The 14,200-nt window shown below is 54.9% G+C and carries 14 protein-coding genes; 8 read left to right on the forward strand and 6 right to left on the reverse strand.

Annotated elements, in window-relative coordinates; translation table 11 throughout:
- The 6 genes from ATC00_RS33275 to ATC00_RS20555 all read left to right on the forward strand — a co-directional run.
- The coding region (locus ATC00_RS33275; protein ID WP_206744268.1) for a hypothetical protein at positions 1-303 on the forward strand (303 nt) is incomplete at its 5' end.
- A 63-nt stretch (positions 304-366) separates the two neighbouring features.
- Entirely contained in the window at positions 367-1,119 is a 753-nt protein-coding gene (locus ATC00_RS20540; RefSeq protein ID WP_064254169.1) for a calcium-binding protein, read from the forward strand.
- A gap of 72 nt (positions 1,120-1,191) precedes the next feature.
- On the forward strand, positions 1,192-2,151 hold a 960-nt coding region (locus ATC00_RS31395), incomplete at its 3' end, for a calcium-binding protein (protein WP_234782380.1).
- Between the two features lie 50 nt (positions 2,152-2,201).
- A complete protein-coding gene (locus tag ATC00_RS33655) occupies positions 2,202-2,456 on the forward strand; it encodes a hypothetical protein (protein ID WP_412458408.1) in 255 nt (84 codons plus the stop codon).
- A 511-nt stretch (positions 2,457-2,967) separates the two neighbouring features.
- The gene (locus tag ATC00_RS20550) at positions 2,968-3,741 is read left to right on the forward strand and encodes an ABC transporter permease (RefSeq protein ID WP_064254185.1); all 774 of its coding nucleotides are present in this window, start codon (positions 2,968-2,970) and stop codon (positions 3,739-3,741) included.
- 135 nt (positions 3,742-3,876) lie between these two features.
- Entirely contained in the window at positions 3,877-5,811 is a 1,935-nt protein-coding gene (locus ATC00_RS20555; protein WP_064254171.1) for a hypothetical protein, read from the forward strand.
- 74 nt (positions 5,812-5,885) lie between these two features.
- Here the strand turns inward: ATC00_RS20555 and ATC00_RS20560 are convergent, their stop codons facing one another.
- From ATC00_RS20560 to ATC00_RS20585, 6 genes are read right to left on the reverse strand one after another with little or no spacing between them, the layout of a single operon-like run.
- Positions 5,886-6,983, reverse strand: coding sequence for a capsular polysaccharide export protein, LipB/KpsS family (locus ATC00_RS20560; RefSeq protein WP_234782381.1), 1,098 nt, complete (start codon positions 6,981-6,983; stop codon positions 5,886-5,888).
- Positions 6,983-8,122 (reverse strand): polysaccharide pyruvyl transferase family protein, encoded by a 1,140-nt coding sequence (locus ATC00_RS20565; RefSeq protein WP_153045258.1) that lies wholly within the window; start codon positions 8,120-8,122, stop codon positions 6,983-6,985. Before ATC00_RS20565 ends, ATC00_RS20560 begins: the two co-directional genes overlap by 1 nt.
- Positions 8,119-9,432, reverse strand: a complete 1,314-nt coding sequence (locus tag ATC00_RS20570; RefSeq protein ID WP_153045259.1) for a DUF6716 putative glycosyltransferase — start codon at positions 9,430-9,432, stop codon at positions 8,119-8,121. The genes ATC00_RS20565 and ATC00_RS20570 overlap by 4 nt, the downstream gene beginning before the upstream one ends.
- A gap of 34 nt (positions 9,433-9,466) precedes the next feature.
- Complete coding sequence (locus ATC00_RS20575) at positions 9,467-10,534, reverse strand: GNAT family N-acetyltransferase (RefSeq protein ID WP_064254174.1); 1,068 nt, start codon at positions 10,532-10,534, stop codon at positions 9,467-9,469.
- Positions 10,531-12,120, reverse strand: coding sequence for a hypothetical protein (locus ATC00_RS20580; protein WP_064254175.1), 1,590 nt, complete (start codon positions 12,118-12,120; stop codon positions 10,531-10,533). Before ATC00_RS20580 ends, ATC00_RS20575 begins: the two co-directional genes overlap by 4 nt.
- Positions 12,121-12,169: 49 nt before the next feature.
- Positions 12,170-13,123: a polysaccharide deacetylase family protein gene (locus ATC00_RS20585; RefSeq protein ID WP_082912460.1), complete on the reverse strand. Its 954-nt coding sequence runs from the start codon at positions 13,121-13,123 to the stop codon at positions 12,170-12,172.
- A gap of 75 nt (positions 13,124-13,198) precedes the next feature.
- On the opposite strand from ATC00_RS20585, the gene ATC00_RS20590 reads away from it, so the two are divergent.
- Complete coding sequence (locus ATC00_RS20590; protein WP_234782382.1) at positions 13,199-13,699, forward strand: hypothetical protein; 501 nt, start codon at positions 13,199-13,201, stop codon at positions 13,697-13,699.
- A gap of 30 nt (positions 13,700-13,729) precedes the next feature.
- The gene (locus ATC00_RS20595) at positions 13,730-14,101 is read left to right on the forward strand and encodes a hypothetical protein (protein WP_064254177.1); all 372 of its coding nucleotides are present in this window, start codon (positions 13,730-13,732) and stop codon (positions 14,099-14,101) included.
- Positions 14,102-14,200: the final 99 nt, after the last annotated feature.

Raw genomic sequence — 14,200 nt, forward strand, 5'->3', positions numbered from 1 at the left:
CATTGGAGCCTGCCCGGAAGACCGATCTCCCGCTACTCCCATCAAGGGAGGCCGCCGGAGCCCCAATCATCCGATCTTTTTATTGCCATCGGGCAGACACTTCCTTCCACAAAAGATGGTGTCGGCAACTCCCGCGGGGGTGAATATGAGGAGGCATGTGTTTTCTCGACGCCAGCCTTGGCGCTTTGCGCGGCAGCATTCGGGCGTTTTCTGGAGGTGGCGGCCCATTTGTGTCGCCATGAGGTTTTTTCTCAGGGTCGGGCCGGACACCAGCTTGCGGGCGTTACAACCATGTGCATATAACTCGGTCGGTTTTTCTACCGGGGCACTCGAATGGCTAAATTAACCACGACTAGAATACTGAATATGATTAACCTGGATTTCACCGATCTGCTGTTCGGGGATTCCTACTCGTACAATTTGACGACATACCGTGTGCAGTTCTCCGACGGGTCAAACGTCTATTCCGGGACCGGTTTCACCTACGAGGGCGGCGTTCCGGTTTCGGGCACGGTGACGGGCATTGCGGAGTACGACGACGAAAACTCTGCTGTGCATAAGCTTGAAGGGATTTCGATTTCAGCCGCAAGTATGGTGGCAGCGGCTCGCACCGGGGAAACGAACGATGATGAAGCCCTTATTCTGAAGGCGTTGAAAGGCAATGACTCGGTCGTCGGCAGTGAAGACGGCGACCATCTGTTTGCGGGGGCAGGCAACGACCTCATCAAGGGCAACGGCGGCGACGATACGATTCTCTCCGGCGCAGGTGCCGACAGATTCGTGGGTGGCACTGGCCGTGACTTTTTCACTTTTGCGGCAGTGTCTGACAGCACGCCTTCGCTGGCTACCAGGGACACGATATTGGACTTTTCCAGAGTGTCTGGAAACATGGACACAATTGACCTTTCGGCCATCGATGCCAACACAAAAGTCTCGGGCAATCAGTCGTTCAGCTTCATCGGAACGAGGTCCTTCTCCGGAAGCGGTGGTGAGCTGAAATATGTAAGTAAGGCATCTGACAGCTGGGTTTTGGCTGACGTGAACGGCGATAAGAAGGTCGACTTCGCCATTCATTTCGACGACGCAATAACCTTTACCAGTGGCATGTTCTGGCTCTGATCGGTCATCTGGCTCTTCCTCTCGCGCAGTCAATCCGCAAACGAGAAGCGATATTTCAACTTGGGGGCTACCTTGGGCGTTACGATTTCCGTTGATGATGGGTACGGTCTCGACATGCGGGAGATCGACTTCAACGCACTGCTCTATGCCGATTCCTACTACCGCAGTTCCACCGTGTTCACTGCCGACTACGGAATTTGGTCGGATCAGTTCCGCGGAACCGGGTTCAAATACAATAGCGACGGCAAGCCAATCGGTGGCACGGTGACAAGCTACACCATGCTATATGGCATGACGGAAATGGTCGTGATTTCCGGCATCTCTATCCAGGCGAGAACTATTGCCGATGCCGCGGAGACAGTCTCCCTTTCAGATGACATTGCCATCATTCGCGAGGCATTGGCGGGCAACGACAGGCTAAAAGGCGGCCTACACGCCAACTATCTTCGGGGATATGCGGGGAACGATGTTGTTTCCGGTGGTGTATATGAAGACGATCTTTTCGGCGACGATGGCGACGACAAGATCTCAGGAGGCGACCGATCGGACAATCTGTACGGTGGCAATGGCAACGACACACTGAATGGTGGATCCGGCGCTGCGGATATCATCAGTGGGGGTGCGGGCTCGGATACGGCGTCATACGTGGGCGGTGTAGTGGGCGTGGTCGCCAGCCTCAAAACCCCCGCCAACAACACCTATGATGCCAATGGGGACCAGTATTCCTCGATCGAGAACCTGACGGGTACCAGCTACTCGGACATCCTCGAGGGCAACGCCAACGCTAATGTTCTCACCGGCGGTAATGGCAACGACAGGCTGATCGGCAGAGCCGGCGGCGATACCCTCAACGGCGGCGCCGGCACAGACAGCGCATACTATTACGGCGCCACCGCCGGCGTCATCGCCAACCTCAGCAATGCAAGCGCCAACACCAATGACGCCGCAGGCGACGTCTATTCATCCATCGAAAATCTCGTAGGGAGCTCGTACACAGACGGGCTGTTCGGCAATGGCGTGGCGAATACCCTGNTTTCATTTTCAAAGAGACAACCGAATCCACGAGCTCGGTCACCGATACGATCTTCGACTTCTTGGCGTCGGAAGGAGATCGGATCGATCTATCAGGAATCGATGCCAATCCTTATTATGGAGGCGACGACGCGCTGGTGTTCATCGGAGCGGACGCTTTCAACGGCGGCATAGGGGAATTGCGGTTCGAAAAGCAGGCGTCCGACACCTATGTCTATGCCGATGTCGACGGCGACCAGGTGGCTGACCTGAAAATCCATCTCGACGATGCGATCACGCTGAACTCTGGCCATTTCATTCTCTAGGCTAACTATCCATGCCCAAACCAAACGCCGCTCTGTGAACTGACCCATAAAGTTGGATGTCCAACTTTATGGGTCAGTTTAGCGGCATCGTCTCTCGGCCGGCGGCGCGATCATGGCTGGCATCGGCCCTGTGCAATGGGCGCTTGCTGCGATCATGGTGGCGAGCGCCAAGGTCGGGCTCCGGTATTTCGCGCGGCGCGTTTGGGAGGCGGGGTGATGCACAGCCGTCTCTCGCTGGCCGCCGGCGCGTCGGCGGCGCGCCGGCGGCCAGCGCCGCTTTGAGAAGCTGATAGAGTTGGGCAGCCGGGTGTCAATCAATCCTAAACTTTGGCTGTGAAATTTCCGAATCCCCCGCGACGATGACGGCCTGAAATGGTGTGTGCACATTGTGGCGAAGGCTTTCACGCTGTACAGGGAGTGCTCGCTACAGCTTTCTTGCCGCAAATCCGCCGAAGCGTTCGTGTTTGTTCAAAGCCTTCGGAAAGTCCGCAAACACTGTTCGAAGTTGCCGATGAACACTTTTGTCCAGTTCGCCAGGTCTGTCTTGGCATTCATCGTCCGAGAAATGGCCACCCGCTACGGATCGAAACCTGGCGGATACCTATGGGCAATTCTGGATCCGCTGGCACATGTCGCCGTCATGACGGCGATTTTTACCGCCATTTCGCGCACACCAGCTTTGGGTGATAGCTACCCGCTTTATTTTGGCACCGGCTACATGGCGTTCCACATGTACCAGACAATGGCGTCCTATGTGTCCAGCGCAATTCGGGCGAACAAGCAGATTCTGACTTACCCCACCGTCGCAATCATCGACCCCATTGTCGCTCGCTACATCCTGCAGTTTATGACAGGCATCGCCACGGCGATTGTGATCTTGTTACTGGTTATCTCGGAAACACACCGCCCGGTGGATATCCAGTGGTTGCCCATTGTCGAAGCGACTCTCGCCGCCTCCCTGCTGGGGCTGAGTATCGGCCTGGTAAACGCTACTATGTACGTGCGGTTTCCCATGTACGAAAACATCTTCAGTCTCATCAACCGGCCGATGTACCTGATTTCCGGGGTCTTCTTCCTCCCTGACGCGATGCCGCCTGCAGTGCAGGATATGGTCATGCTGAATCCCATTGCTCACCTCGTCATGCTGTTTCGAACAGGTTTTTACCCCGAGTATCACGCAGATCTCCTCGACATCGGGTATGTCTACAAATGCTGTTTGGTCCTTCTCTTTGCAGGATTGGCTCTTGTCACGAAATACAACGTGTACCTGCGAAACGAGCGATAGAGGCTCGGCCGGCGCTTTGGCTGGGTGAACATTGCTCTCCGGCGGAGGGGCGCCTGATAAAGCAGGGACCAAGCCGCTACGATTTTCGTCGAGGGAGTCCATCTTCATCAGTATTTGCCAAACGAGGGTGTCGCAATGAAACGCCGCAACTTTCTGCAGATCGCTGCGCTCGGTGCCAGTTCTACGCTGCCGGTGGAGACTTTAACGCGCGTTGCCGTTGAAGTCGGACCCCTCGGCGAGTCCAACGCGGCAAGCCATTCCTCAAACGCTGGTGCCCAGGTATGGACGCCGGCCGAGGGGCGCTCCCCGTCCTATCTTCGGATCTATTCCGCAACGACCCCGCTGTACGGCGGCAAGTCCAGCTGGATAAAGGTTGACGCCGAGCCGGCGCACCAAGGAAAATTTGCAGTGGAAGAGGCAGACGGTACCATCGTCTGGTACGAGGCCGTTTCATCTGTCGAAATCGATCCCCGTCTTTTCGGCGCACGTGCTGTCGGTGATGAGGCTGACGGGGCGATTGACACACGGGCTCTGCGAGAAGCTTGGGATCGCGCTGCCCAGACGAACAACAACGAACGCCGCATCATCGGCCTCGGCCGGGGCGAATATGTTGTCGACGGGGACATCGATTGCACGGGAATACACCACACGACGATGGCTGGTCTGGGAGCTGGGGCGTCCTGTATCCGCGGACTTCAGACAGATGCCGGGTCATTGTTTCTGATGGGAAACCAAGGCTTTCGCGCCCGTGATTTTCGGGTGGAAATGACAAAACCGCTCCAGGTGCAACACATCGCTCGGTACTTGTTCAACTTTGACCGGCCCGACGGGGAGCCAGCGGACATCGATTGCGAATTTTTGAATGTGGAATTGTCCCGTGCAATGCATGCGATCCGCCACCGCGGTCGAGGCCTGAGAGTTGAGGGTTGTTTGTTTTCGGTCTGCGACAAACCGATCGATTGGGGCTGGAAGGACCTGCCGCCAGTCACACCATATTATACGCCTGGAACTGGTGTTTCCGAGGATATGGGCGGAGCGCGAGGGATCGTCATACAGAACAATCGCTTTCATTCCAATTTCGGTGCCTGGTTCCAGAATGTTGAGCCCAACTGCGAGAAGCTTGCGGGTTTGATGTTTACCGGAAACCTCGGCGATATCGGCCGCATCATGGTTGATACTTCCGGCCGCTGGCTAACAATCGCTTACAACAAGTGCGACCAATCGGCCGGAGAAACCTGCATCCGCTTCCGAGGCGGCACCGACAATGCCTTGATCAACGGCAACACCTTTGGAGGATCGCAGGGACTGAAGGTTGAGCGCGAACCGGAGAATTTCATGCAGATTCGGGGCGACACCGACGGCATAAAGGTGATCAACAACTACTTCTATCGTTGCACCCAGCATGGAGTGGACGTGCGGGGCGGCGTGACGACCGGATTTGTCGCGCGCGGAAATACCTTAGAGGAACCGTGTACCGACGGCGGTGCATTCTGTCCGTTTGTGTTCGAAGGACCAGGCCACACCGGCAAGATCTACCACAATGACATCGATAGCCCGGTCGCTTTATCCGGTGTGACGCGCACTACAGATGCGCGTGCAAACGTAGAAGTTGGTCATCATGATTTCTGGGGAGAGACCTTTCCTCTGGCGGTAGGGCCGTCTCAGAGGTTTCATGCGACGCTTGCCGAGAAGAGTAGCTGGATGCCAATTCTTAAATTCGATGGAGCATGCGACGGCATGGAAATATTGGATGCCCAGGGCCAATGGACCCGGAACGGAGACCAAGTTGTTGTTGATTTCCAGATTGCATTCGCCGCAAAAGGCGTAAGCAGCGGGATTGCGTCGATAACAGGCCTCTCTGGACTACCCGTGCCTCACAACGACCGCGGCATCGGCGAGGTGATGGCCCAGAACATGGCGGCTCTCACCTCTGGCGTCCAGGCGCAACTCGCGAACAATGGCGAAATTTATCTATATGACGTCGGCCCGAGTGGACGATCACCGATCGACGACAGCAATTTCACCGATACGTCGGTCGTCTGGGGGGCGATCGCGTATTCAGTTTCTTGAGTTACGCCCAGGTAGCTTTCAAAATTTGTGGTAGCCGCTGTATGAGCGGCTTCAGATGAGAAGTATGCGGTGCGCTATGCCTTCGCGCGCGCCAACGCGTTCAGGGCCTCTTCGAACGTGATTGCACGCCGACCGATTGGATCAAAGTATCGAGGATATAACAGGTAAGCGGCAGCAAAAATTTCCTCGGGGCTGCGGCGCGCGGTTCGACGTGAGCATCTCTGGCGGTCATCAGTGGCGCCCCATCCTGCGTAGAAGGGCATGCCAAGACAGGTCACCTTGATCCCGCGCAACAGTGCTTCAAACCCGGATAGCGACGTTAGTGTGTAAACATGATCGATTGTCGTGAGAGCGTCGGCCAGCGCGACGTCGGTTCCAAGTACAAGCGCGATGTCCTGGACCTCTCTAGGGTCCGACTGCCTTGGTTCCGTTCTCGTGCGCCGCAAGACCTCCGGATGGGGCTTGTAGATGATCTGCGCGTTTGGGTTCTCTTCCGCCGCGATTCGAACTGCATCGTTGTTGTCGAGCGATCGATCCACGCCTTTGATAATAGACATATCGCCTTCGACTTGGCCAAGCACGAGCACCCGTTTTTTTGTCTTTGGACCGTAGAGTCTCTCAATGTCAACCCTGATCGAAGCATTGTATTTGCTTATCCCGCTTCCGATGAGCCCCTCAATGCCAATCCGCGCGCGTGACATCAGGTCTTGATTTGCAGCGAAGTCATAGGTCTCGAGCAAATGCTCGAGATCCGAAGGGCGCATCGGGTCGAAATATATCCCCCTTCTATCCATGCAGATGGAAAACGGGGGGGTTCGAGCGGCTCCCAAGCCTACGGATCGGATGAAACCATCTTCCAGTCGGATGAGCGGGATGTTGAACCTACGGCAGAAACGCGCAATGTATCTCGGGTGCTTGAAGCCCCAAACAACGACTTCCGGCTTATGCGCAAGCAGCAGGAGCGGTGCCCAGATTGGGAAGAAGACAACCGGCTGCACATCGCGGCTTACGGGTAGCAGGCGCCGCCCCGGCAGCCAGAGCGCGAGCAGATTTCTCCATGGGGCAAGACCGATCACCAGAGTGAAAGGGCGGCGCGCTTTTTCGCGATTCTCTTGCTTGAGACGCCTATGTGAAAGCATGTCTTTTCCCGCCAGCGCAAAGAGCCAAGGCATCAGTTCATTCTGCTGAGGACTTCTGCCTTGTTCTTCTGCGTGATCTCCCATAGCCGAGCACGTTGGTCTGCGATTTCCATCCGCAGACGATCTTCGTTCTTCACGAAGTATTTCAGCCTCTCGATCATTCCATCGACGACTTGTCCGAAGTTTGCCTGCCCGAACGCTACCTTAGCGCCGAAAGCGGGGTTGCCGAAATATTCAATCGGCATGGGCATCCGGATCGGGTTCCCAGCGAGGAAGACAGAAGGTGTGTTGAAAGCCATGAACGGCAGGAAAGAGTGCAACCTTACCCCAAAGGCAAAACGATACCCGTTAAAGCGGGAGGCCACAAAAGGAACGCTGGTCCAGCGCTGTTCGAAAAGCTTCTGACCGTCTTCTTTCGCCGTGTCGGCAACAAAATCGGATTGGCCGGCATCCGACTGGGGGGGCGCAAACAGATCGAGCGCTATCTTGTTGATATCTGAGGGATGATTATCCAGCAAAGCTACCGAAAGCCCAAGCGCCTTCGCAAATTCGACGAAGCGATTTAGCGGATGCGTCTTGGCGTTGTCCGCTGTCAAAGACTTTTCAAGAGGAAAGTTGATCGCGATCTGGTCTGACACCTGTGGGCGAACCGAAAAGAGCCGATCCAGGAAGACCGACGGACACGGCTGGAACTTGAACTTGTGAAGGTCTTCGGTGGCGCAAAGGGCTGCTAGTCGCCGAATATCGGCAGACCCGCGAAGGTACAGGCCGTCACTGACTTGCGCCAGCTTGGCAATTGTCTTGCCGCTTTCCGCCGAGAAGGGCTTCGACGTTGGCCCATTTTCGAATGGCGTATTCGTGCCGGTTCCAAAGGCAAAGACCGGACGCGCCTGCTTTTTCCAGGCTGCAAGGCGGATAGGCGTGAGGTGGCGAATTACAAGTTCATCCGGCGCCACCTCCGGCTTGTAAGCGCCGGAGAGCAGCCCGCCTGGCCCGATGATGACGTTTCTTGCCCTTACATCGAGTTTATCCAGTCTAACGTGATGCCACGTGCTGTCGATCTCGTTATCGAAAAGCTTGTTGAAAGTCTGGAAGATGAGCACGTCGCCTGCATTGCTACAATTTCCATAGGACAGCAGACCCGCCGTTCGTTTTGGTCTCATTAACGTCATTCTGTTTCCCCCTCCGGCCCTCGGGCGGCGTGATATCGGTTGTTTTTCCGCAAGGCAAACGAAAAGGGACTGTCTCGTCGCGGCCACGAAAACAATCCAAACGCCCTTTGAACCAGGACGTGGGGCCTCCATCGAGCAATTTGCCGGGAAACCGGTCCATGCTCCACGGGATTCGGCAGATTCCGGCGGGGAGAAGACACTATAGCGGCTAACTTCTGAACCAGCCTTTGTTGCCCAGTCAACTGATCTAGGTTGGAGATCTGCGTTGGGCTAAGTATGTTCTTTTGCACCCATTTCTCGTTCGGAGCGGGCCATCTGTCGTCGCTAAGTTCCTCAACGTCAACCTGAATTCCACTCGTCCGGAAGAAGCCATTGCCGAACTTCGGAACGCGTGAAAACCGCTCCAGACTAGCAATCGGAAGCCCAGCGGCAAACGCTTCCAACAATCCCGTGGAGCTTATGCTGATCGCCGCATCCACTTGTCCAAAGAGGGAGGTCAAAGGTTCATGCTTCATCTTCACACGCGCTAGGGCGGGCAGACGTTGCTTCAATTCGGCAACCAGCTTGGACAGCTTAACGGCGGAGCCGAGTTCGTGGATGCTCGTTTCACCTTCCCGAACACGCTCGCGTATCCAAATTTCGGCATTCGGCAGATTGTCCAAAAGGCGTGCAAGCTCGACGACGAGTGCTCGCCGATCATCTGGAGTGTCGGGGATCACCGATTGATCGATGAAGAGAATTCGCCGAATGGGAGAGAGCGAGGCGGAGATCGGTGCGGGCGGTGGCAGGGAGGGCATGCCATAGAGCAGCCCGTTGCCGGTACGCTTTCCGAGCAAGGACATTTCGAGGCGATATACGCGGAGTTGCGCGGAAGCCGGAAGCAGAACTATATCACTTGGGCAGCGGAACAGCATTCCGGCGGTCCTTCCGGCGTCCACTATTCCAGGAAAACCGGTGACCACGACGGGACGGCGTGATCCGAGAGAAGCGAAACCTTCCCGGAGATTGCGAAATCCGACCAGGAGTTCTTCTCCCCCGGCACCGAAAAACAACCCGCTGTAGAGGGCGAGGAGGGAGGGATCTCGGAGCGCCTCAATTCCTATGCGGGCTGGTTTGAGGCGCTGCAAGGCCGGCCAGTAGCGGCAGACGGAGGACAACTGAGCCCCCGAAACTTCCATTCCACGAGAGCTAAGGGTCAAGAAATCGACAGTGCCTCCTGCGTCGCACACAGCCTGCGCAAAGGCCCCTGCGTTGTGAAGGTACGCGTCATAGTGGGCAATAACCGCGAAATGGTAACCGGCCAATTTCAATGAGTCAGTCCAGGGCTTGTGATGCAGCGTTTGTCTAGGGCCTGTCGAAGTCCGAGTCTTGTTTGCTGAAGTATGAATTTGAGCTGTTGAAGATCAACTCTCTGGTAGACCGCGCCCAAACGACCATAGAGGTACTCGCCGGGGTTCGTAGCTCAATAGGATTGAAAAGATGTGGAAAATTGAAGAAATTGTCACTCCCGAGCGCAAACCAATCGTTGCTTAGGAACAGGCCTTGGTGCATTCCGCTCGTGGAATAAAAGTCCACAAAATGGACCCCTGCGGACATCAACTCCTCATCCAAGTAACTAAGCGCCGCTTGCATGCTGCGATTGTCGCCATAGAGGTCGAGTACATGTGCAATGCACAGATTTGGAGCAGGTTCCTGAATGCGAAACACCACCACCGCGCCCCTTGACATACTATCGGCACGGACGACGGCGACCTTGTACGTGTATGATGGGTGATCAAAATAGCGCCAGCTGAGGAACTCGTAGTTTCGTATGAACATATTTGACGAGTGTGCAAATGCGTCTCCAATCGTATTCACGACGCCCGGATCCAAATCGCAGAGCTGATATGGAACCTTCGTGCGTTCCTGCTTCCAATAACGATCAATCTTCTTGGCGCGCTCATCGATCTGTGCGAAGGGCTCTACGCGCTCCCAATTGAGGACACGCATATATCTTGGAATGGGATTGAAGAACCGAAAACCTTGCCGCAGGTAGACCGCCACTGCGGGAGGAGTGATCCCGAGGCCAAGGAGAAAATCATACTTGGCCTGCAAGAATTGCAGCATTTGCGGCCCGACACCTCGCTTCTGGGTGTCCTGCCTGACGATCCAAGTTGTCAGCTCAGCGCCAGAGACTACCGAGCCCTCGAAGGCAAAAGGGCGCTCATGCAATCCCATGACCCCAATGATCCCGTCAGTGTCGTCAACTGCCACACAGCAATTGTCGCGACCATCCGTTCCTGGGGGACTGAGGAATTGCCAACGGTAGAACTGCTCGTCGGATAGAGGGATTCGTCTGTTCCAATGGGACGTATAGAAATCGCGGACGGCCGAACTGGGGATCGACAGGTCGTGCGGTGTACCTATCTTCACAGTATTTCCCCATTGGCAGCGGCCAGATGCAATTCTTTATCGGAGGCAGCCCGAGGGTTGCCGATGATCTGCTTTAGAATCGAAAGCACGTCAATGTCGACGAGTTCTTTGGCGCGGGAACGTCGATCGTTGCCGAGGGAACCGGCGGCCCTGAGGAAACTTTGAACGCTGTCTATGTAGTGAAACTGGCCGTCCTTGATTTCGTTTATGTAGTTCAACCGTCCTGTCTCGCTTGAGATGAACGCGGCAACGCCAATGGTATCACCCTCGACGGCAATGGTTGATCCCTCGGACAGTGTTATGTCGACGCGATCCAGCAGGGGCACAAGCGGTAGTTTGTCCACTTCTTCGCTGACGATTACGTTGCGGGCGGTTTTGGAGAAGTCCGTGAGTTTATATTTCTTGCCCTTCGGATGCATTCTAATCAACCATAGGAAGTCTTGGCCGGCGTCTGCGATTAGCTTCTTAAACAGATCGGGGACAACGGTTTGGCTCTGCATTGCAAGGAGGACGATCTTCTTATGACGCGCGAATGCCTCCTCCAATGCTGAGCTGAACTGTACATCCAAACTAAGTTGCTTTTTTAGCCAGAGATTGCCGATGATCTTCGGGGAACTATGGGGACCAAAAACATTATCAATGTTCTGTCGTTCTTTCTCGCTCCAAACGAAGAAATAGTCCGGTAGACACCTATATCCTTCTGCGGGTAACTCGCTCCAGTCATTGTAAAGCGGATTGTATCCGACTTGGATGCCATGCTGGATGTCCACGGAGACTATGCCCAGTTCTCTCGCGGCAGAAATCATCGGAGCGTAGTAATGAAACGATGGAACGAAGATCGCTTTCGGCTTCAGCGTTCGAAGAAGATCCAAGCAAAAGTCTCTTGTATGGAGCTCCCATTCGACCAACTTGAGCAAGGCCTCCCCATCATATCTCAGGGCCGGAAGGTAACGTTCGAAATAGGTTCTGATCGACTCTTTTATCTGGATACATTGATTGTATCCCGTCCGAACGATATGAGGCGAAAAGATGAATGTCGGCCGGTGAAGGTAACGCGGTGTTTTCCTTATCGCTGGGGAGTTGTTTCGGATCAGTTCAACTTTGTGCGCCTTTCCGGCTCGGCAAGCCATTTCGTACAAGGGGTCCGAGACTCGATAATAGATCTTTTGTTCAACCTCGATCTGTTCTGAGGCATTCAGCGCAGTAAAAAACAGGAAGTCGACCGGCTCTACGTCGGAAAGATCTTCTAGGAAATTGAACCCGTATTTAGCAGCAAGCTCGCGTTTCCGATCGATATCAAACTCACCGGGATTGCCAAGCTGGAGCCTGAAAGGATTGATATCTCGGGCCTTCTTGTTGCCGATGCTGACGGCGGTCAATTGCACAAGAAGATGATGACGGATGTACGGCCAGATGTGCTCACCGTTGTACTTAATCGTATTAACTGGGAAATTGAACGCAAAGTTTACCAGTTGACGGTAGATCTGGATATCCGGAGCGGTCAAAGACTGCTGTTTTTTCTTGGGTTTTACCCCAAGCATTGCCTTTACATTGGATAGTATTAACTTCTTCAGTTTCTTCAGCATTTCTAAACCTGCCTCAGCGTTGGGACGCAATGCGCTTCCCCCACCGTCGTTAGCATTCTTGAATTAGTCGAAGGAGGTTCGCGTGATCCTCGCGGCGGTACTCCAGTGGCCCGCGCGTTCTTACCTGACCGACGTCCGCCCGAAACCCAAGCTCGATCCCGAGCCTGGCAAGCAACTCCAGGGTGTCGGCATTGTAGGAGTTACAGGGATGAGAAACGACGCGCGCGGTCTTTCCCGTCAGTCGGAATATATAATCCGCGTTGGAGCGGTATTCTTTCAACTGCTCATCGTAAGGCAGCTTCCCCATTGTCGTTGGATGAGTGTGAGAGTGGAGGCCGATGACATGCCCCTGATCGGCCAGGTCTCTGACTTGCTCGCCTCGTAGCCAAAGAATCTGCGCCGCTTTTTCTCGGTCGAATTTGGACGCGTCAATCATATCCTCAATAATGGGGAAATATTCCTGACCGAGCACGTGATCGCGTAGGAATCGGAACCACCGATCAGACCACGTGTAAAAGGGAGAATTCGGAAGGTACGTCGCCGGATCGAATTCTTCCCGAAGTTTCACGTATAACGTTCCGAGCCTCTCTTCCACCATGCGGAAGAATGCGTGATAGAAATCATCAACGTCTCCGAACGCGGTCGAGCGAAAGTATCGGAAAAGCTCGAGCTTCTCGACCGTGCCTTCAAAGACGGAGGTATAGATGAACCAAAAGGCTTTTATTCCAAGCTCGTCGAGCACCGGCTTGGCTACCTCATACTGGCACAGTAATGCGTCATCGAACGTAACGCACGTTTCGTTCGGATGGAGTTCATCGTCAATGGCCTTTTGCATCCAAGTGTCGGCCGATAGAATGTTTTGAACTCCAACTGCGCTAAGAATCGTTCGGAATTGTGATGCGTCGATGCTCCCTTGAACCATCGGATGAATTCCCCCGTGGAAATGGTGGAACATCAAGCCCGTAGGCTCGGCGAAACGTATCTGCGCGTTGCGTGTCAGCATTTGACCTCCGGTCACGGACTGCGTATGCCATATGGGTCCGGGCTAGTAAGAATTGGCGGGCCATGCAAGAGAAAAGTGCGGCCGAGCGTCGAAGTCGCATCCAAACACTCCCGCGGATTTGGTATCGCGGTGGAAAATGGCAGCCTTAAAGCAGGCACGTATGGCCATCTCCCTCCGGCAGAAGGGCTTATTTTCATGAAGTTGGATGAGTTGCTGAAAGAGCTCGAAAACGCTACAGGGCCAAGCCGTGCGCTCGATGCCGCCATCGGCAAGATCGTTGGATACAAGCGGAAAGTCGAGTATCGCAGGAGCAGCCAAACGGGCGAGCCGGTCCGCAAAGTGTTCTGGGTTGTGCCGTCAGGCGAAGACTATGTACGCATGCCAGCCTTTACTGGGTTATTGGACGCGGCGATTGATCTTGCGACAACGATCGTCGTTGGTTGTAGGGGCGGTGTTAGCTACGTCGATGGAACTGCGACCGCGCGTATCAACAATGGCCCTTATTTCTTCGGCGCAACCCCGGCACTTGCAATCTGTATAGCCGCCCTCAGCACGCGCTTGGACTCCGACGACTAGAAGCAGCGAAACTTAAATGGAAGTAGTTTGATGGACTTGGCAAAGCTTGCTCGCTTCCTTGAGACCGCCTCCGCGGCGGATAGAAAGCTCGACATCCTGATCGGCATGCAGATCGGATATGAGCGGCATCTGGCGGTTGACGCGGATCACGCACAACCGCTGCAGGCGAAATGGAGAAAGCCGAATGGTGACATCGGCAAGATGCCTGGGTTTACGGAATCAGTGGACGCGGCTTGGGAATTTGTCACGCTCTTCTGTCCAGATGCTTCGCAGATTGGCGTGACCTTTGACGAGCATGGACGTGGTAGCGCCGATGTCGATGGACAAAAAGCGCTCCAATATGCCACGCCCGCCCTGGCGCTGTGCGCGGCCGCGTTGCGCAGCAAGCTTTATGACAAATAGGTACCAATTAACCGATTAGGGGCCGAAGGGGCGACTTGAAGGCTGCTTTGACGGTTGACGAGCTTGTGGGCTCGGCAATTGTCGCACCAAAAAGCCATT

Origin of the sequence: Sinorhizobium americanum (assembly GCF_001651855.1) — a bacterium.
Lineage (GTDB): Bacteria > Pseudomonadota > Alphaproteobacteria > Rhizobiales > Rhizobiaceae > Sinorhizobium > Sinorhizobium americanum.

Bases quoted from the DNA above. Each gene is read 5' to 3' on its own strand.
- ATC00_RS20540 (WP_064254169.1), top strand. From the start codon at position 367: ATGATTAACCTGGATTTCACCGATCTGCTGTTCGGGGATTCCTACTCG.
- ATC00_RS20550 (WP_064254185.1), top strand. From the start codon at position 2,968: ATGAACACTTTTGTCCAGTTCGCCAGGTCTGTCTTGGCATTCATCGTC.
- ATC00_RS20555 (WP_064254171.1), top strand. From the start codon at position 3,877: ATGAAACGCCGCAACTTTCTGCAGATCGCTGCGCTCGGTGCCAGTTCT.
- ATC00_RS20560 (WP_234782381.1), bottom strand. From the start codon at position 6,983: ATGCCTTGGCTCTTTGCGCTGGCGGGAAAAGACATGCTTTCACATAGG.
- ATC00_RS20565 (WP_153045258.1), bottom strand. From the start codon at position 8,122: ATGACGTTAATGAGACCAAAACGAACGGCGGGTCTGCTGTCCTATGGA.
- ATC00_RS20580 (WP_064254175.1), bottom strand. From the start codon at position 12,120: ATGCTGAAGAAACTGAAGAAGTTAATACTATCCAATGTAAAGGCAATG.
- ATC00_RS20585 (WP_082912460.1), bottom strand. From the start codon at position 13,123: ATGCTGACACGCAACGCGCAGATACGTTTCGCCGAGCCTACGGGCTTG.
- ATC00_RS20595 (WP_064254177.1), top strand. From the start codon at position 13,730: ATGGACTTGGCAAAGCTTGCTCGCTTCCTTGAGACCGCCTCCGCGGCG.